This is a genomic window from Imhoffiella purpurea, from assembly GCF_000585215.1.
Lineage (GTDB): Bacteria > Pseudomonadota > Gammaproteobacteria > Chromatiales > Chromatiaceae > Imhoffiella > Imhoffiella purpurea.
The window spans coordinates 19,845-38,509 of sequence record NZ_AONC01000023.1; the positions used below are offsets into that span (position 1 = coordinate 19,845).

The following is an 18,665-nucleotide window of genomic DNA, read 5'->3' on the forward strand; positions in this document are numbered from 1 at the left end:
CGTTCGAATCCCTATTGGTCGCTCAGAAGAGATAGCTGACACCGAGGCCGAGCGTGCGGTCGCGGCTGGGCATGCCGATATCGACCCCCGGGGCCAGGTAGTAGCCGTAGAGGTCGTAGCGCTCGTCGAGCAGATTGTCGGCCCAGAGATAGACCTCGGCGTCGCCGACCAGCAGGCCCAGGTGCAGGTCGATCTTGTGATAGGCGTCGAGGTCGAAGTGGTTCTGCGGATCGGCGGGACGCGAGCCGTTGTAGCGGTAGTCGATATGGGCGTTGAGCACCGGCGCCGAGAGTCCCCAGAAATCGTCCAGTGCCCTCTGATAACTGGCGTTGAGCAGACCGCTCCAGCGCGGCACGTCCGGCACCCGGTTGCCGGATTCGACGTCGCCGCCCTGCACCCCGGTGGCGTCGCTGGTGATGGTGGCGTCGATGTAGCTCAGTCCGCCCGAGAGCGAGAGTCCGCCGCCGACGCGCCAGGTACCTTGCAGCTCGGCGCCCAGGCTCTCGGTGTCGGCGTTGACCGCCTGGGTGGCCATGGTCGCGATCTCGTAGCCGAGCAGATGGTCGTCGGCGACGCTGTTGAAGAAGAGCGCGCCGCTCAGGTCGAAGCGGCCGTCCTCGGACTCGCTCTTGAAGCCGAGCTCGGCGGTGTTCACGATCGCGGCCCGGTAGGGCTCGCTGTCGGCGGCCTGGGTCGCATAGTCGTTGAATCCGCCCGATTTGTAGCCGCGCGACAGGACGCCATAGACATTGGTCGCCGGGTTCAGCGCATAGGAGACGGCGACGCGGCCGGTGTCGTAGTTGTCGCTGAGCCGGCGGCTGTCAGAGGTCCGATGGCCGCTCGAATCCCTGTAGGTGGCCCCGTAGCGCTTGCGGTCCCAGGTGTGACGCCAGCCGCCGGTGACCTTGAAGGCATCGCCGAGCGGATAGGTGACCTCGCCGTAGACGGCGTCGCTGTGGGTGTCGAAGCGGCGGTCCTGGGCTTTGTCGTTGAGGTGATCGATCGAATCCAGGGTGCGTTTCGATCGGGTGACGTTGACGCCCATGACCCAAAAGACCGGGGACTCGGGCAGGGACGACCAGCGCAGGTCCTGATTGAAGGTGTTCTTATCCGAGACGTCGCTGGCCGGGTACTCGATCCCATAGCCGTAGAGCGCCTGCATGACCTTGCGTCCGTACACCTTGTCGATCGAGAGATCCGACTGGCTGTAGGAGGTGACCGAGGTGATGCGGCTGTTCGCGAGGTCGTGCTGGATCTCGAGCGACTGGATGTCGAGCGTCTTCTCGTTGTCGTCGACCGAGCTGCGGGAGACGTCGACGCTCGGGTGATCGCCGTAGGGCATCAGCACGATCTGGGGGATCTGTCCGTTCATCTCCTGGTGCTGGACGCTCAGGAAGGACGAGGTGGCGGGGGCGATCTCCCACAGCAGCGAGCCGCGGAAGGCGAGGTCGCGCTGATAGGTCACGGGATCGCCGGTCCGGTCGTTGTCGACCGGGTTGTCAGAGCCCGAGTTGCGCACCGCGAGCCGAGCCATGAGAGTCTCGGAGAGCGCGCCGCCGACGGCGGCCTCTTCGAGCTGCTGACCCTGCTGGCCGCCCTCGACGCGGAGATATCCCTCGCGCTCGCGCGTCGGACGGCGGCTGCGGATATTGATGGCGCCGGCCTCGCTGTTGCGTCCGAACAGGGTTCCTTGCGGCCCTTTCAGGATCTCGACCCGTTCGACGTCGAGCGTCGAGAGCGAGGCGTCGCGACCCGAGAGCGGAACGCTGTCCATATGGATGACCACCGAGCCGTCCTCGGCGTTGACCTGGTAGAGCGAGCCGACGCCGCGGATGCGGATGTTGGCGTCGCTCGCGCCGCCCGAGGAATTGACGTCGACGCCTGGCGTCTGTCTCAGGGCGTCCTCGAGCGTGACGAGACGTTGGGCCTCCAGATCCTCGCCGCTCAGGACGCTGACGCTGAAGGGGACCTCCTTGGCCTCTTCCTCGCTGAGTCGTGCCGTCACCGTCACCGACTGCAGTTCCACGGCGGCCTCTTCGTCGGCCCAGGCGAGGCCCGGCATGGTGCTCGCCACAGCCGATGCGATCAGGCTGATAGAGAGCCATCTATGATTCGATTCTTGCATGAGCGAAATTCCCCACGAATGCTGAAACAGGGCACGCACCGCCCGCCGGACACTGGGTGGGTGTCCGGTGCGAACGTGCGACTGGATGGTGAAGAGCGTTTCAGCCGTGCTCGGTATCCAAGGCGGCGACATGGGCGATCCAGGGCATGATCTCGCGCAGCCCCGGGATTCGGGCCAGCAGCGGGACCAGCGACCAGGGGAAGATGCGGAATCGCCGATAGGGCATCATCCGGACGCATCCGATACGAGGGCTCCATGACCGCAGCAGTGGCTCCAGGTCGCTGTGGCCGACGCCCCAGGGCATCTCGGGAGCCCGGTAGTGCCGGGTTTTCTGGAGCCCGGACAGGGTCTTGCGCGAAAACCAGGGCGGGATGACGTCGAACATCAGCTCGACGTCGGGGAAACGGTCCAGGATCGCGGTCAGGAGGTGCCTCACCTCGGCTTCCTCGAAGTACATCAGGAGTCCCTGGGCCGTGACGAAGACCGGTCCGCTGGTCTCGACCGCGTCCATCCAGGAGAGATCGAGCGCGCTCCTGGGGACGAAACGGCAGCGCTCGTTGGGTGAGAGGAAGCGCTCGCGCACCGCGATGGCCTCTGGCACATCGACGCACAGCCAGCGCACCCGACCGTCGTCGATGCGCTGGAACTGGGTCTCCAGACCGCAGCCGAGCTCGACGACGGTGCCGCCGGGATGACGCTTCATCCAGTCGCCGACGACCTCGTCGAACATGACCGAGCGGGTCGCGTGCGATCCGTCCGGGCGCCCGAAGCTGCGCTCGTAGTCGTAGTCGATGCTCGCGTAGATGCGCGCCGCCTCCTGATCGCGGATGAATCCGTCGGGGCGTACGGCCTCGCTCCCGCGGTTGTGCAGGGTCCAGAGCATGGTTTCGGGAATGCCGGTCAGTTCGCTCATCGCAGGGCTCGTCATCCAATGGTTCAAGCGGTCGACTGGAGTGCTCGGTCCATGAAGGAGCCGATCACTCGATGCAGATGCTCATTATTCTTATCTGCGGTAGCCGGCCCTGCTCGGAACGGGAAAATGATCGCTCGGATCGGGAAAAGTCGGCATCGGCCGGACTCGGATCGGAGCTGCTGAACCGCAAAGGACGCAAAGCGCGCGAAGGTTTTCGATCGATCGCCAGGGAACGCATGCCTTCCCGGAAAGCGAGCCGGGAACGCAAGGCAAGCATTCGTGTCCTTTGCGTATTTCGCGTCTATGCGGTTCCGATTCCGAACCTGGAATCAGGCGCTTCGGACGAGGTGGGACGGCAGGCAGCCGAACTGGGAACGGAAGTTGGACGCGAACCAGCCGAGGTTGGTGAAGCCGACCGCGAAGGCGGCCTCCTGCACGCCGTGCCCCTCGCGCTCGATGAGCCGGCGCGCCTGCTCTAGGCGCCGCTGGCGCGAATAGGCGCCGATCGTGGTCCCGAAGCGATCGCGGAAGCCGGCCTTGAGGTAGCACTCGTTGAGTCCGACGCGGCGTCCGAGCTCGGTGATCGTCGGCGGCGAGGCCCATTCGGCGTCGAGGATGTCGCGGGCCTCGTCGAGCGCGACGCGCAGCCGGCGCTCGCGCCGCTCGGCCGGGGTGAGATCGGCCGAGGCGCCGTCCTCGACCCGAAGCAATGCGGCCAGCATATCCAGTGCCAAGGATTCGAATTGAAGGCGTCCGCAGAGGCTGGAGGTGTCGACCTGCAGCATCCGCCTGCCGATTGCACGCAACGCCCGGTGCGTCCCGGGCAAGGGACGGAGCAGGGGAGCCGAGTGCGTTAGCGCCGCGCGAATACCCGGATTGAGCGCCTTCGGCGCCTCCTCGCGCCAGCCCTCCAGCAGTGCGGCGGGGACATCGATCGAGACCCCGCAGCAGTGCTGATCGGCCGGCTGGGCATAGTGCAAGGAACCGATGTGTCCGGATCGAATCCAGGTCTGACTCCCGGAGATCCGTTCACGGAAGCCGAGATCCGGGATCTCGAGATCGAAGGATCCTCCGAGCATCAGGCTGGCCCCGAAGAAGGTTTCCATCCCCCGATAGGTCGCCGAATGCCCGCGGCCGAGCCGGTAGTCGCCGCGCCCGGCGAGAAGTCCGTTCGAGAAGAGCAGGTGCTCCATGTAGCCCTTGCCGTCGACGACCTTCAGCAGCATGTGGCGCTGCAGTCCCGCCTGGCCGTCCGGCGGACCCTCGGAGCGGAAGAGCGCGTCTTCCAGGAAGGATGCCCTGTATTGATCCAGCATTGAGGCCGCCGTGTTTTCCATCGATTTGGTGCGTAGAATTTAAGCAAATAAGAATCATTATCTGTAATGATCCCGCCGCTTGTCATCCTTCCTTCTTGGTTTTTTGCAGCCTCTTGTTTGAACGAACAATTTTTGCTCGCTCATCCGATTTTCCAGTCCGCACTTCCGATGGGCCGGTGCCGAACCACGTTCCTGATCGAGATGTCCGCGCGCCGGTTGTCGGCCGGCCGGATCCATCCGAATAGTGGCATAATTCATAGGGCCATCAGGCGATGCCGTCCTGCATGGATGGCGGCGCTTCCTCTCAGAAAGCATCCCGAAGGTCCCCATAGGTCGGGTCCGTGTCCATCGCGGGCCGAGGTACCTCTGTCTTCGGCCGATGTGCGCGAACGAGACCGGTACGATCGAATGAATCCAGCTGTCGAATCCCATTCACCCAGCCGAGACACCCTGCCCACGAGCCAGGCGATCGAAGCGCTCTACAACCGTATCACCGGAGATGAGGATGCGCGGGTCTGCAAGGATATCCCCGAGAATGCCTGCAACGACCAGCCGCACAATTTCTTCGCCTACCTGGGAGCCAACCTGTTCTCCAAGGTCGCGGACGAGATCGCCAGCGCCAAGCTCGTGATCCCCTGGCTCTTCGGTGCCTTGGGCGTGCCGGCGACCTTCACCGCATTGCTGGTGCCGATTCGCGAGGCCGGGGTGCTGGTGCCGCAGCTGGCCGTGGCCGCCTCGGTGCGGCGCCTGGCCGTTCGCAAGGGCGTCTGGCTGCTGGGCGCCCTGTTGTCGGCCCTGAGTCTCTTCGGCATGGCCTTCGTCGCCATGACGCTCGACGGCATCGCGGCGGGGGCTGGGATCCTGCTGATGCTGGCGGTCTTCAGCCTGTCGCGCGGTCTCTGCTCGGTGTCCGCCAAGGACGTGCTCGGCAAGACGGTGTCCAAGAGCCGCCGAGGCGCGCTCATGGGCTGGAGCGCGAGTCTGGCCGGTCTCGCGGTGCTCGGGATCGGTCTCGGGCTCGGCACCATGGATCTCCAAGGGGGCGGTCTGCGCGTCTTCGCCGGTCTGCTGGCCGCCGCAGGTCTGATGTGGATCCTGGCCGCGCTGCTGTTCGCCACGATCCGCGAGCAGCCGGGCGCGACGGAAGGGGGCGGGAATGCGCTCGCCCTGGCCCTCGTGCAGCTGAGGCTCGTCCGTGACGATCTCCCGTTCCGGCGCTTCATGATCGCCAGGAGTCTGCTGCTGTCGGTGGCGCTCGCTTCGCCCTTCTACGTGCTCTTCGCGCAGCAGGAGGCCGACGCCGGGCTGCTGGGGCTCGGGGGTCTGATCGTCGCCAACGGGCTGGCCGCGAGTCTGTCCTCTCCCTTCTGGGGCTATCTCGGGGATCGCACGAGCCGTGTGGTCATGGCCGGTGCCGCGGCGGGCGCCGGCCTGCTCGGTCTCTTCACCTTCGCCGCGGCGGCATTCGGCTGGACCCTGGCGACCAGCGAGCTCGGACTCGCGGCGATCTTCCTCGTCCTCAACGTCATGCACGGCGGCGTGCGGCTCGGGCGCAAACTGTATCTCGTCGACATGTCGACGGGCGAGAACCGCGCCGCATACGTGGCCGTCTCCAATACACTGATCGGGGTCCTGATGCTGGCGGGAGGTCTGATCGGGCTGATCGGCGACTGGCTCGGGAGCGCGGCGACCATCCTGATGCTCGGGCTGCTGTCGCTGATGGCGGCCTTCTATGCGCTGAGCTTGCCCGACGTCAGCACGGACCTTCCAGCTGTGCAACCCAGCGCAGAACCTCCGCGACCGCCGCGATGAGGTCGCTCGGGATGTACTGGTCCACCTTCGACTGTTCGTGGAGCGCGCGGGCGAGTGGGACGTTCTCCATGACCGGGATGCCTTCCTGACGCGCGATCTCGATGATGCGCTGGGCCATCAGGTTCTCGCCCTTGGCGCGCACCACCGGCAAGGGTGTCTCGCCCTCGCGGTATTCGAGGGCGATGGCGATGCGCGTCGGGTTGGTCACCACCACCGTCGAGCGCTTCACGGCATTGACCGTGTTCTGCATCATCAGCTCCTGGTGCAGATGGCGGCGCTTGCCCTTGATGCGCGGATCGCCCTCCATTTCCTTGTACTCCTGTTTGACCTCTTGCTTGGACATGCGCATCTCCTTGGTGAACTGGAAACGCTGGAAGGCGAAGTCGGCGGCGGCGACGATGACGAAGCCCAGGCCGGCATAGATCATCAGATCCAGCATCAGGTGTCCCAGCAGACGCGGCACGCAGCCGATCCCGCATGCCGGCAGCTTGACCAGATCGGCAAGGTTGTGCCGGATCATCTGGTAGAAGAGGATCGTCAGCAGGGCGATCTTGAGGAGCGACTTCAGCAGCTCGATCAGATTCTTGAGCGAGAAGATCTTCTTGATCCCCTGGGCGGGATTGAGTTTGCCGAGGTCGGGCTTCAGCGACTCGAAGGCGAGCAGGAATCCGAACTGGCCCAGATGCGCCATGACCGCCACCACCACGGCCAGCAGCAGGGGCGGCGCGATCAGCTGGAAGAACAGGACGATGAGCCCATCGAAGGTCTGCTCCAGCGCGTGGTAGAAGGGCAGGCCGGCATCCGTGTAGGTGGTCGGCAGCAGGATCAGGGTCTGGAACCGGTCCAGGTAGAAGCCGCCAACGCCCCACAGGAGCGCGAACATCAGGATCATCAGGGCGGCCGAGACGACGTCCTTGCTGGACGAGACCTGGCCCTTCTTGCGGGCGTCCCGCAGTTTCTTCGCGGTGGGTTTCTCGGTCTTCTCGCCGGTCACCGGAACAGATCCTCGAGCAACGCGAAATGTCTGCCGATGGCGAGCAGTTCGTCGTCCATGAAACCGAACAGGGTGCCCAGATAGATCACCAGGATCAGCATGCCGACCGCGCTCTTGATCGGCATGGCCAGGGAGAAGACGTTCATCTGCGGGGCGAAGCGGCTGACGAGACCGAGCGCGAACTCGGCCAGGAACATGGCGATGATGACCGGGGCGGCGAGCAGCACCGTCAGGGCCATGAAGTGGTCGAGCAACCGGAGCAGCCAGGGGATCGCGGCGGGGTCGATGCGCGGGAAGAACGAAAACACCGGCCAGAGTCGATAGCTCTCGTAGAGCGCGGCGAGGAAGACCGTGATGCCCCCGCCGACGAAGAAGAGCACCGCCAGCACCTGGCTCATGAAGACGCCGAGCGGCGAGCTCTGATCCCCGGTCATGGGATCGATGGAGCTGGCCATGGTCGTCCCGCGCTGGTTGTCGATGAAGAAGCCGGCCGATGCGATCACCCAGAATGGAATCGCCGCGCCGAATCCGATCAAGAGACCGATGAACGCCTCCTTGGCGAGGATCGCCAGCCCATCCAGCCAGTCCGGCGGTTCGGCCGGGGCATCGACCATCACCATCGGCAGGATCACCAGCGAGAGACTGACCGCGACCCCGTTGCGCGTCATGCCCGGCAGGGATTGGCGGGTGAAGACCGGCAGCAGGGCGAAGGCGACCAGCATCCGCGGCAGCACGAAGACCAGTGCGATCAGAATTCGGCGCCAATCCTCGAACGCATCCACCCTGGCGAGCCTCAAGATCGGCCGATCGCTGGACGCCGCATCAGTGTGCGCCCATGGTCGCGATCTGGTCGAAGATGCCGAGCGTGTAGTCCACCAGTTCGCCGCCCAGCCAGCGCGCGCTCATGAAGATGGTCACGATGACCACGAACAGCTTGATGGCGAAGGAGAGCGTCTGCTCCTGGATCTGGGTGAGTGCCTGAAAGAGGCTGACCAGGGTGCCGACGATGGCGGCGGCGAGGATCGGCGGCAGCGAGAGATAGAAGACCAGCAGGAGCGCCTTGGCCGCGAGGTTGATGACATGGGCTTCCAGCATGGCCGTCATGCCTCACTCGGAGAGTGGCTCGCCGGTATCCGGCGCGAGCAGGAAAGACTCCAGTTCCCGGACCGTTTCCTCCGTGCCTTCGAGCATGGGCAGATGCCCAGTGTCCGGCAGCACGACCAGCCGGCTGTGGCGCAGACGCGCCTGGAGCGGTTCGGCGCCCGCCACGGGATAGATGGCGTCGGAGGCGCCCCAGAGGATCAGCACCGGCCGGTCGATGGGTAGTGGATTCCCCTCGTCGCCGGCAAGGACGCTGTCGAAGAGGCTGACGATGTCCCACACCTGACGGTAGTGCCCGTTCCGCGCCACATAGTCGTCGACGAGCCCATCGCGCACATCGTCCGGGACGCTTGGCGGATGCGCGAACAGCAGTTCGAGCTCGCGATCGAACTCGGCCGCCGTCGTCGGGATGAATGGATTGAACCCCTGGAGGATGTCATGACGGAGCTCTGGACCCCAGGGTTCCATGCCCAGGGGAGGTCCGACGAACGCCAGGCGGCGCACCCTGTCCGGATGGCTCAGGGTGAAGAGCGCGGCGATGGCGCCACCCATGGAGTTGCCGGCCAGATCGAAGCGTCCGGTCTCGATCGCCTCGGCGAACCGCCCGAACAGTTCGGCCTGGCGTTTCAGGTCGTAGTCGCCGATGGGGAATCCCCGGCTCTGTCCGTATCCCGGCAGATCCGGCGCGATGGCGGTGAGTCCGGCGGACGCCAGACGGCAGAGGACGCCCCGCCATTGCTCCTTTTGGGCGAAGAGACCGTGGAGCAGGAAGACGGCCGGTCCCGTGCCGGCGCGATCGTAGTGGATCGCGCCGTCGCCGATCTGGACGACCGCCGACTCGAGTGCGCAGCCTCGCTCGCCGGGGGCGGCCTCGGTCGCCGTCGAATCCCCGGCACGGGTCGGGCCGGTCAGCAGCAGAAGGATGCTCAACCCGAACGCCATGGATGTCTTCAGCATGTGAACCTCTCCTCACGCATAGCTCAGGACCAGTCCCTGGATCAGCCGCGTCCAGCCATCCACCATCACGAACAGCAGGAGCTTGAAGGGCAGCGAGATGGTCATGGGCGAGACCATCATCATCCCCATCGCCAGGAGGATGTTGGACACGATGAGATCGATGGCCACGAAGGGCAGGTAGAGCAGGAACCCGACCTCGAAGGCCGTGGTCAGCTCGCTCACGGTGAAGGCCGGGATCAGCACCAGGAAATGCTGGCGGTCGAGATGCTCGACGGCCTCGGGCGGCCATAGCTGCCGTGCCGTTTCCAGGAAGAATGCCTGATGCCGGGGGGCTACGTGCCGGCTCAGGAAGTCGCGGAAGGGCTCGGATGCCTCGCCGAGCGCCGTGGCCAGATGCTCGGTGCTCAGGGTCGAGAGGTCGTGCTCGGCCAGGGCGTCGAAGGCCGCGAATCCCACCGGGGCCATGATGTAGAGCGAGAGCACGATCGCCAGCCCGTGCAGGGTCATGGTGGGCGGGATCTGCTGGATGCCGAGCGCGTTGCGCAGCAGCATCATGACGACCACGATCTTGACGAAGGAGGTCGCGATGACCGCGATGAAGGGCACGAGACCCAGGACGACCAGGGTCAGGATCAGCAGGGTCGGATCGAGCGCGCCCGTCACTTCGTGGCCGGGGATTCGATCAGCCGAGACACCAGGACGCCCAGATGCTCCTCGACCATGACCAGTTCGCCGTAGCCGATGAGCCGGTCGGAGACGACCAGCCGGACACGCGGCCGATCGAGCTCGGGGAGCTCGAAGCAGTAGCCCGGCCGGATGGCGTGCAGTTCGCTCAGGGGCAGGCGCAGTGCGCCCAGCTCGAACTCGACCTCGACCTCCAGGTCGTCCGGATCGAGCGTGGCGGGGACCGGAATGGCCTCGGGATTGGGGGACGTGGAATCGGACATGGGTGGCGACACCGCAGAATCGACGATCAGACGTTGGCCGGAAAGTCTCGCGGCGGCAAGCGTGCGCCTTTGCTGGCGCAAATGCAATGGGATGGCCTCGGGGTCGACTTCGGCCGCGATCAGCAGGACGTCGCCGACCTCGAGCGTCCGCCATTCGGTCGCGGTGAGACGGCAGCGGCCGAGCCATGGGGTCAGCTCGACCGATAGGGTCGGCCAACGCTCGGGATCGGATCCGGGCGCCTCGATGCGTTCGAGCAGTGGTGCCAGGCGGACGCTCGCGGCCCGGTCGAGCCAGAGGCGGGCGAGTGGAGGGGCGTCCGTGGCGTCCAGCCGCCAGAGGCCGAGTTCCGTCGGGGCCGGGGACGGCATGGACCCGGGGGCTGAGGGTGTCAGGCGCGTCGCGAGCAGCGATTCGAGCGCGTCGAGCAGCGGCGACAGCGCGGCTTGTCGAGCCGCCTGGGCCAAGGCGGCCGGCAGCGCGTCGAGACCCCGATCCCCGATCCAGGGCGTCAGCCAGACGCGCAGCACCCCGGGGTCGATCCCGAGCCGATAGCGGCCGCTCTCGCCGTCCAGCCAGAGCGCGGGATGGTCGTTCCCCGCCGGGACGCCGCTCGTGGCGGCAAGATGTAGCTCCAGCGTCCCGTCCGGCAAGGAGAGCGAGAGCCGTGGTTGCCGCCGTGCCAGCGCGCGCCCCAGCCCGGCCTGGTCCGCCGTCAGCCGGGTCAGCTCGACCGGCCGGATCCGCGGCGTCCGGGAGTCCTCGTCCGGTCCGCTCACTCCGGATCCTGCTCGAGGCGCGCCCAGGGATCCTGGCGATTGCGGGAGCGGCCGTTGCCCGGGCTGGCGTCATTGCCCGGCTGGCCCGGAGCTACCTGGATCTCGACCCGGACCAGGGTCTCCAGCCGGCTCGTCAGTGTCTGCTGCAACTGTTCGCCTTGGCGGGACAGCTGTTGCGCCAGCTCGGGGGTGGCGACCTGGAGGCTCACCAGGATCTCGCCCCGGTCGTGGCGCAGACGGATCTCGCCACCCTGCAGAACGGAGTCGCGCAACTGGATGCGCACCTCGGGCACGCCCGGCTGGGTCCGGTCGGACACCAGAATGCGCTCGGCCAGGCGCTCGCCGAGCTGCTCGATCTGTGCGAGACGCGCCTCTCCGGTGTCGGTGCCGGGGTTCGTCGCGGGGGGAGCGCTGGCGGCGCTCTGCTGCCCGAGTGCTTGCAGGATTCGGTCGCCGGACGACTGAAGTGGCATCGGCGTGTCGCCGCCCGGATCGCGGGCCCGCTCCGGATCTCGGCCGTTTCTCGTGTCCGGGAGGTGTCGCTCGCCGTCGGCGGTCTTCGTCTCGGATACGGGGAGGTCATGCGGGCTTGGCGTGTCGGGCTGGCGGTGCTCCGGTGCGGTGTTGCGTGCCCGCTCGGCTCGGTCCCATGCCGCGGCCACCTCGGATCGATGCTCGATTTCCGGGTGAGGATAGGGGCCGGGGTGCGCCCGCTCGGGGGCGACCGCATCCCGGTCTCCCGGAACCCGCGGGTGCTCCGAGCCGCCCGATCGCCTTTCGAGTGAATCCTGTGTCCGGTCGGCTCGACCCCATGCCCCGATCAACTCGGATCGATGGATGAGCCCCGGGTCAGGGTGAGGATGCGTGCTGGGGTGCGGCCGCTCGGGGTCGGTCGCATCCCGGCCTCCCGGGATGTGCGGGTGCTCCTGGCCGTTCGATTGCCTTTCGAATGAATCCTCGCCCAGGAGACCCGTCGGTTTGGGCGAGGTGTCGACGTGCCCCGTCTGTGAATCCGGATGGGTCCGCCCCCCGGATCCGGGCTCCGGCGCCGGACGGAAGGGGCCCGGATCGGCGGCGAGGGGCCTGGCGTGCAGGAGGTCGCCGAAACGCCTCGCCGACTCTTCGAGATCCATGTCGGAGGCCGCGTTCTCGGGACGCTCGATCCGGTCGATGGGCGATTCGTCGTTCGCCCTGGTGGAGGACCCGGCGAGGGTCGTCCCTTTCAGTGATTCGGACATCAAGACCACCTCTGACGCATGGAATCGGCCGCGCTGGCGATTTCCTCGAGCTCCAGCTCGTCCTTCATCATTCGCTCCCGGTCCTCGATCGCGCGCTGGACGGCGGCGAATTGGTCGAACTTTTCGCAGGCACGCACGCTCGCCGCGTGGCGCTCGCGCGCCTGGTCGAGCGCCTCGCGGGCGGCGTTCAGACGCTTCTCCTCATCGCGCACCCGCTGCTCGCCCAGGATCTCGGCCTCGCGCAGCCGGGCGATCCATCGGTTCATGTCCTCGATCGCATCGATCGGGACCGGGCGGCCACGGATCTCCTCGAAGCGTCGGCTCTCCTCGTGCCGGCGCCGTTCGCGAAGGGCCTGGAGCTCCCCGCGCGCCTGCTCGACGCGGCGGGCCTGCTGGTCGTGGCTCAGCTGCTCGCGGCGCAGCGCCCGCGCGGCGATCTCCTCGCGATAGCGCTTGATGCGCAGCAGTTCGCCGTAGATCGCGCTCATGTCCGCTCCTGATCCGATCGCCGCTTATCCGACCAGGCGCTGCATCGCCTGGATCGTCGACTCGAAGCCGGGGCGCTCGTCCCCGCGCTGACGCAGGAAGGCGCGGATGGCATCGATCCGAGAGAGCGCCTCGTCGGCCAGGGGGTCGCTGCCGCGCTGGTATTCGCCGATCTTGACCAGCAGCTCGACCTCCTCGTACTTGGCCATCAGCTCGCGCAGCCGCCCCGCCGCCGCGCGATGCTCCGGGGTCACGATGCTGCCCATCACCCGGCTGACGCTCGCCAGCACGTCGATGGCGGGGTAGTGATTGGCCGCCGCCAGCTTGCGCGAGAGGATGATGTGACCGTCGAGGATCGAGCGCGTTTCGTCGGCCACCGGCTCGGTCATGTCGTCCCCCTCCACCAGCACCGTGTAGAGTGCGGTGATGAAGCCCTTGTCGGACTGTCCCGCCCGCTCCATCAGACGCGGCAGGGTGGCGAATACCGAGGGCGGAAAGCCGCGCCGGGTCGGCGGCTCGCCGGCGGCGAGCCCGATCTCGCGCTGGGCGCGGGCGAAACGCGTCACCGAGTCCATCAGCAGCAGCACGCGCTGGCCCTGGTCGCGGAAATACTCGGCGATCGCGGTGGCCACGTAGGCCGCCTTCGCCCGCTCCATCGAGGGCCGGTCCGAGGTGGCGACCACGATCACCGATTTGGCCAGACCCTCCGGCCCCAGGTCGTGCTCGATGAATTCGCGCACCTCGCGTCCGCGCTCGCCGATCAGGGCGAGCACCGTGACGTCGACGTCGGCGCCGCGCACCAGCATCGACAGCAAGGTGCTCTTGCCGCCGCCGGCCGCCGCGAAGATCCCCAGCCGCTGGCCCTCGCCGCAGGTCAGGAGACCGTCGAGCACCCGCAGGCCGAGCGCCAGCGGCCGATCGATGATGCGGCGCTTCAGCGGGTCTGGCGCGTCCTGATAGACGGGATACTGGGTCTCGGCCTGCAGCGGCCCTCTGGAGTCGAGGTCCAGGGGCTCGCCCATGCCGTCGAGCACCCGCCCCAGGAGACCCGGTCCGACCGGCACCATCTGCATGCGCCCGGTCGGGATGACCTCGGTGTTGGAGGAGACGCCATAGAGGTCGCCCATGGGGGTGAGCAGCGCCTCCTTGCCGGCGAAGCCGACCACCTCGGCGACCAGCGTGCGCCCCTCTCCTGGGTTGCGCAGATGACAGAGCTCGCCGATGCGCGCGCCCGGCACCACGGCCTTGATGATGGTGCCCGTGATCTGGGTCACCCGGCCGCGCACCTCCAGCAGACGCGCCTCGGCGAGCGATTGCGCGAGCAGGTCGCCGATATAGCCGAAGCCCGCCGCACCGCCCGTTTCGCCCATTCCGCTCAGGTTCCGCTCGCTCGACAGAGTGAAGGGCCGCGCGTCACGGCGACGGCCCCGATACAAGTCTCCTTGCGGGCGATTATACTACTCGCCCGATCAGCCGATTCCGAGATACGGATCCAGTCTCCGATGCCAGGCCCGATTCATACCGACTCGCCCGTCTTCGCCGGGCTGGCCTCGCGGGAGGGCGGTCGGCTCGAGGCGGACGGCCGATCCGAGGGGACCTATCGCGGCGAGCGCGTGGCGCTCCTCGACGACGCCCCATCGCCCTTGCAGATCGCCGGCGAGGAGCCGGCCCTCCAGCACGAGGGGCATGACGAGAAGCCCCTCGGCCGGCGGACCCTGCGCGATGCCTCCAAGAAGGGTGAGGCCCCGGATCCGGGCCGGGTGCAGCGCGTGCTGGACAAGCTCGGCGACCTGCACAAGAGCCTGCTCGAGCGCACCCTCATGATCCTGCTGCGTCTGCGTCACGCCCAGTCGCTGGAGCTGCGTCTGGCGGTTCGCGACCAGTTGCCCGAGCCCAGCCATCAGTATGCCGCCCTGCTGTCACTGGTCGAGCGCCTGAGAGAGGAGGGTGCGTCCGCCGAGCGGATCGCCGCGGCCGAGCAGGCCGTGCGCGAGCTGGAGCAGGAGCAGGGACCGGCCATCCGCGCCGCGCTCAATGTCTCCGAGGTGGCGGCGGACTTCGCCGAGGCGCGTCTCGCCGAGCTGCAGACCCTGCGCGAGACCTACCGCAGCGTCGTGCTCGATGCCCCCGATCTGAGCCAGACCCTGAAGGCTCTGATCGAGCGGTACGGAGAGCCCGAGCTGGCGCGCGCGATCCAGTTCCTGCTGCGCGCGCTCTCCGCCGACCTGGCCGCGGACGGCACCTCGACCGACCCCGCCAAGCTCAATTCGGTGCTCAACGATCTCTACCGCCTGGAGCTCCTGACCGGTCTCCTGGAGGACTGCGAGGACCTCGTCGGCCGTTACCGCGCCTTCGGACAGGGTTTCAAGGCGACCGACCTGCTCGCCGAGCTGCTGGCCCTGCAGGGACAGACCTGGCTGCGTCCCGAGCTGATCGCCCCCCTGCCGGGCAAGCTGGGGGTGCGGGAGATCGAGACCGAGATCGGCTTTCTGCGCGAGCTCAAGAATCTGGTCCGGCTCATCCCCCTCAAGGCCTATGCCGACGGGGACCAGCGCCAGCGTCTGCTCGATGTCGTCCAGCAGGCACTGGATGGCGCCATCGAGCGTGAAGAGAACGGAGAAGGCTGAGATGATCGGATCGGCGCTCGACCAATTGGCGCAGGGGTTGGGATTCGAGGATTTCCGCTGGGCGGACCGTGACGGACGGGCGGTCTTCGCCTTCGAGCGGCGGGGCACACTCTATCTCGAGGCGCATGGGGACGGGCTGCTCATGTCTCTTAGCCGCCCCTTCGACGACCGCGAGAATGGGCGCGAACGTCTCTGCCGGGCCTTGCGTCTCTGTCATTATCGCCACGACTGGCCCTGTGCCGTTCAGGTCGGGTTGGGCGATGGATCGAACCTGCTGTTCCTGGCGCGTCTGCCGGCGGCCGAGGTGACCCTGCCGGTGCTGGAGCAGACGCTCGAGCTGCTCACCCGTCTGCACGAGCGGACCGGATAGTCGGCGCCCCGCTCGGGCGCACCCATTGGGCGACCAAGAGGAGGTTGAGGATGGCGCGTGGAATCGGCGGTTTCGCCCCCGATGTCGGTCTCGAATACATCGATCGTCTCGACGGCCCGGAGACCAATCTGCCGGCGCAGCGCGAGAATCAGCTCACCGGGGAGCAGATCCGGCACTGGGTCGGCGAGCTCTTTCAGACGACCACGCTCGACCAGACACTGAGGCGCTTCGCCGGCGTCCGCGTCAGCGATCCGGCGCTCCTCGCCCCGGCCCGGTTCGAGGGGGTCGTGCGCGGCAGCGTCCCGGTGCTGCGGGAGCTGGCCGAGCGTGAGCAGGATCCGCAGCTGACCGCCGCCGCCACGCTGCTGGAGCGCGAGATGGAGCTGCGCGATCTGCTGGCGAGCTATCGCGGCCTGCTGCTGCGGGCCTGAGTCCGGTCGAGCGAGGTGTCGATGCAGAGCGAGGATCCCAGCTGGAGCCCGGAGCGCACCGAGGCGCTGCGCCTGCTCGCCGACGTCTATCTCGGGCAGGAGCAGATCGACAAGGCGCTGATCCTGCTGCGGGCGCTGGCCCGGCTCGCGCCCGAGGACGCCGGGGTATGGCGCGCGCTCGGCTATGCCAGTCTGCGCGCCGGGCAGGCCGAGGAGGCATTGGTGGCGGCCGACACCCTGCTGGGACTGGACGCGGCCATGCCCGCCAACGCGCCCGTCCTGCTGCTGCGTGCCCTGGCCCTGCGCGCACTGGGCCGAGCCGCCGAGGCCCAGGATGGGCTGCGGCGCTATCTGGAACTGAGCGGCGCCTGAATGCTCGCCCTGGCCCAGACCATCCTCGGTGCTGTCACCCGCCGCAGCGACGTGCTGCTGGCGGTCTCGGTGGTGATGATCCTCTTCATGATGATCGTCCCGCTGCCGACGCTGCTGGTCGACGCCCTGATCGCGGTCAACATGACCTCCGGCATCATCCTCCTGATGGTGGCGGTCTACATCCCCTCGCCGCTGTCCTTCTCGGTCTTTCCGGCGATCCTGCTCATCACCACGCTGTTCCGTCTGGCGCTCAACATCAGCACGACGCGCCTCATCCTGCTGAATGCCGATGCCGGCGACATCATCTTCGCCTTCGGCGATTTCGTGGTCGGGAGCAATTTCGTCGTCGGCGCGGTGCTCTTCCTCATCATCACCATCGTCCAGTTCGTCGTCATCACCAAGGGGGCGGAGCGGGTCGCCGAGGTCAGCGCGCGCTTCTCGCTCGATGCCATGCCGGGCAAGCAGATGAGCATCGACGGGGACATGCGCGCGGGTCTGATCGACATGGACGAGGCCCGCCGCCGCCGCGGGCTGGTGGAGAAGGAGAGCCAGCTCTACGGCTCGATGGACGGCGCCATGAAGTTCGTCAAGGGCGATGCCATCGCCGGGCTCATCATCACCTCGGTCAACCTGATCGGCGGCATCGCCATCGGCTCGCTGCAGCAGGGGATGACCGCGGGCGAGGCGGTCCAGGTCTATTCCATCCTCTCGATCGGCGACGGGCTGGTCTCGCAGATCCCGGGGCTGCTGATCTCGATCACCGCCGGGATCATCGTCACCCGCGTCTCCACCGACGAGTCGAGCAACCTCGGCTCGGACATCGGCTCCCAGGTGCTCGCCCAGCCCAAGGCGCTCCTGATCGCCGGCAGTCTGCTGTTCCTGTTCGCGGCCATCCCGGGCTTTCCCTATCAGGTCTTCGTCCCGCTCGGTCTGATCCTGCTCGCGCTGAGCCTGACCCTGATCCGCGTCAACCAGGCGCAGCTGGCCGCCTCCGCCGGTGCGGGCGCCATCCCGGCGATGGCGCCGGCCGGTCGGCCCGCCAAGGCCGCGCCCAAGCGGCCCTCCGGCGGCGTCGAGGACGAGTTCTCCCTGACCGTTCCGCTGATGATCGACGTCGATGCCTCGCTGGAGCGGGTACTGCGCGCCGAGGAGCTCAACGAGGCCCTGATCGAGGTGCGCCGCGCGCTCTATCTCGACCTCGGGGTGCCCTTTCCGGGGATCCATCTGCGCTACAACGCCAATCTCGCCGACGGCGCCTATCAGATCCTCATCCAGGAGACGCCGATGGCCCACGGCTGGCTGCGGCCCGGGTATGTCCTGTGCCGCGAAGAGGCCGCGCAGTTGGGCATGCTCGGGATCGCCGCCGAGAGCGGCGAGCGCTTCCTGCCCGGGGTCGACAGCCTCTGGGTCGAGGCGCGTCACCGCGATTCGCTCGCCAAGGCCGGCATCGCCACCCTGGATCTGCCGCGCGTCCTGACCTTCCATCTCTCCTTCGTGCTCAAGAAGTACGCCCCGGATTTCGTCGGCATCCAGGAGACGCGCTATCTGCTCGGGCAGATGGAGGCGGGATTCGGCGAGCTGGTCAAGGAGGTGCAGCGGGTCCTGCCGATCCAGAAGATCACCGAGATCTTCCAGCGCCTGGTCTCGGAGGAGATCTCCATCCGCAACCTGCGCGCCATCCTGGAGGCGCTGGTGGAGTGGGGTCAGAAGGAGAAGGACTCGGTGCTGCTGTGCGAGTACATCCGCGGCAGTCTCAAGCGCTATATCAGCTACAAGTACAGCAGCGGCCAGAACGTTCTGCCGGCCTATCTGCTCGGTCCCGAGGTGGAGGAGACCATCCGCGGCTCCATCCGTCAGACCTCGTCCGGCAGCTACCTGGCGCTCGACCCGGCCGTCGCCCAGCGATTCGTCGCCTGCTGCAAACAGGCGATCGGCGAGCTGCGTCCCGGACGCTCGCGCCCGGTGATCGTGGTCTCGATGGACATTCGCCGCTATGTGCGCAAGCTCATCGAGTTGGAGCTCTACGAGGTGCCGGTGCTGTCCTATCAGGAGCTGACCCAGGAGATCAGCGTGCAGCCCCTCGACCGCATCCTCTTGTGAGAAGTACCGCGCGAGCGCGGCCGGTGCCAGCGGTCGTTCTGTGATAAATGTCCATGTCCCGGACGAATCCGGGCGCTATAGTTTCGACTCTCGATTCCA

At 67.2% G+C, this 18,665-nt stretch carries 18 protein-coding genes; 6 read left to right on the top strand and 12 right to left on the bottom strand.

Annotated elements, in window-relative coordinates; genetic code table 11:
- Positions 1–22: 22 nt before the first annotated feature.
- From D779_RS07740 to D779_RS21030, 3 genes are all read right to left on the bottom strand, one after another.
- On the bottom strand, positions 23–2,062 hold the full coding sequence (locus D779_RS07740) for a TonB-dependent receptor (protein ID WP_232424119.1): 2,040 nt from the start codon (positions 2,060–2,062) through the stop codon (positions 23–25).
- A gap of 163 nt (positions 2,063–2,225) precedes the next feature.
- A complete protein-coding gene (locus tag D779_RS07745) occupies positions 2,226–3,038 on the bottom strand; it encodes a class I SAM-dependent methyltransferase (RefSeq protein ID WP_081763396.1) in 813 nt (270 codons plus the stop codon).
- Positions 3,039–3,367: 329 nt separating this feature from the next.
- Positions 3,368–4,354 carry a helix-turn-helix transcriptional regulator gene (locus tag D779_RS21030; RefSeq protein ID WP_052347944.1) on the bottom strand — a complete coding sequence of 329 codons (987 nt, stop codon included), beginning with the start codon at positions 4,352–4,354 and terminating at the stop codon, positions 3,368–3,370.
- 408 nt (positions 4,355–4,762) lie between these two features.
- Between D779_RS21030 and D779_RS07755 the strand changes: the two genes are divergently transcribed.
- The gene (locus D779_RS07755) at positions 4,763–6,166 is read left to right on the top strand and encodes an MFS transporter (protein ID WP_052347945.1); all 1,404 of its coding nucleotides are present in this window, start codon (positions 4,763–4,765) and stop codon (positions 6,164–6,166) included.
- Here the strand turns inward: D779_RS07755 and sctU are convergent.
- Genes sctU through sctN form a run of 9 tightly spaced genes read right to left on the bottom strand, consistent with a single transcriptional unit; the run spans position 6,108 to position 14,036 of the window.
- A complete protein-coding gene (sctU, locus tag D779_RS07760; RefSeq protein WP_043752083.1) occupies positions 6,108–7,160 on the bottom strand; it encodes a type III secretion system export apparatus subunit SctU in 1,053 nt (350 codons plus the stop codon). The two genes, D779_RS07755 and sctU, sit on opposite strands and share 59 nt — an antisense overlap.
- Entirely contained in the window at positions 7,157–7,957 is an 801-nt protein-coding gene (gene sctT, locus D779_RS07765; protein WP_157726350.1) for a type III secretion system export apparatus subunit SctT, read from the bottom strand. The genes sctU and sctT overlap by 4 nt, the downstream gene beginning before the upstream one ends.
- A gap of 25 nt (positions 7,958–7,982) precedes the next feature.
- Positions 7,983–8,264 carry a type III secretion system export apparatus subunit SctS gene (gene sctS, locus D779_RS07770; RefSeq protein WP_269747373.1) on the bottom strand — a complete coding sequence of 94 codons (282 nt, stop codon included), beginning with the start codon at positions 8,262–8,264 and terminating at the stop codon, positions 7,983–7,985.
- Positions 8,265–8,267: 3 nt separating this feature from the next.
- Positions 8,268–9,218 carry an alpha/beta fold hydrolase gene (locus tag D779_RS07775; RefSeq protein WP_043752086.1) on the bottom strand — a complete coding sequence of 317 codons (951 nt, stop codon included), beginning with the start codon at positions 9,216–9,218 and terminating at the stop codon, positions 8,268–8,270.
- 12 nt (positions 9,219–9,230) lie between these two features.
- Positions 9,231–9,881, bottom strand: a complete 651-nt coding sequence (sctR, locus tag D779_RS07780) for a type III secretion system export apparatus subunit SctR (protein WP_043752089.1) — start codon at positions 9,879–9,881, stop codon at positions 9,231–9,233.
- Complete coding sequence (sctQ, locus tag D779_RS07785; protein WP_043752092.1) at positions 9,878–10,942, bottom strand: type III secretion system cytoplasmic ring protein SctQ; 1,065 nt, start codon at positions 10,940–10,942, stop codon at positions 9,878–9,880. The genes sctR and sctQ overlap by 4 nt, the downstream gene beginning before the upstream one ends.
- Positions 10,939–12,180 (bottom strand): hypothetical protein, encoded by a 1,242-nt coding sequence (locus D779_RS07790; protein WP_043752095.1) that lies wholly within the window; start codon positions 12,178–12,180, stop codon positions 10,939–10,941. The genes sctQ and D779_RS07790 overlap by 4 nt, the downstream gene beginning before the upstream one ends.
- Positions 12,180–12,668 carry a type III secretion system stalk subunit SctO gene (sctO, locus tag D779_RS07795; protein WP_043752098.1) on the bottom strand — a complete coding sequence of 163 codons (489 nt, stop codon included), beginning with the start codon at positions 12,666–12,668 and terminating at the stop codon, positions 12,180–12,182. Before sctO ends, D779_RS07790 begins: the two co-directional genes overlap by 1 nt.
- Positions 12,669–12,692: 24 nt before the next feature.
- Positions 12,693–14,036, bottom strand: a complete 1,344-nt coding sequence (gene sctN, locus D779_RS07800; protein ID WP_043752190.1) for a type III secretion system ATPase SctN — start codon at positions 14,034–14,036, stop codon at positions 12,693–12,695.
- 132 nt (positions 14,037–14,168) lie between these two features.
- On the opposite strand from sctN, the gene sctW reads away from it, so the two are divergent.
- The 5 genes from sctW to sctV are packed head-to-tail and all read left to right on the top strand — an operon-like array spanning position 14,169 to position 18,566.
- Complete coding sequence (gene sctW / locus D779_RS07805) at positions 14,169–15,293, top strand: type III secretion system gatekeeper subunit SctW (protein ID WP_043752101.1); 1,125 nt, start codon at positions 14,169–14,171, stop codon at positions 15,291–15,293.
- Position 15,294: 1 nt separating this feature from the next.
- On the top strand, positions 15,295–15,663 hold the full coding sequence (locus D779_RS07810; protein WP_043752104.1) for a CesT family type III secretion system chaperone: 369 nt from the start codon (positions 15,295–15,297) through the stop codon (positions 15,661–15,663).
- Positions 15,664–15,713: 50 nt separating this feature from the next.
- Positions 15,714–16,094: a type III secretion apparatus assembly protein SctX gene (gene sctX, locus D779_RS07815; RefSeq protein ID WP_043752107.1), complete on the top strand. Its 381-nt coding sequence runs from the start codon at positions 15,714–15,716 to the stop codon at positions 16,092–16,094.
- Positions 16,095–16,115: 21 nt separating this feature from the next.
- Positions 16,116–16,466, top strand: a complete 351-nt coding sequence (sctY, locus tag D779_RS07820) for a type III secretion apparatus assembly chaperone SctY (protein WP_052347946.1) — start codon at positions 16,116–16,118, stop codon at positions 16,464–16,466.
- The gene (gene sctV / locus D779_RS07825) at positions 16,467–18,566 is read left to right on the top strand and encodes a type III secretion system export apparatus subunit SctV (protein WP_043752110.1); all 2,100 of its coding nucleotides are present in this window, start codon (positions 16,467–16,469) and stop codon (positions 18,564–18,566) included. It abuts the gene before it with no gap.
- Positions 18,567–18,665 lie beyond the last annotated feature (99 nt).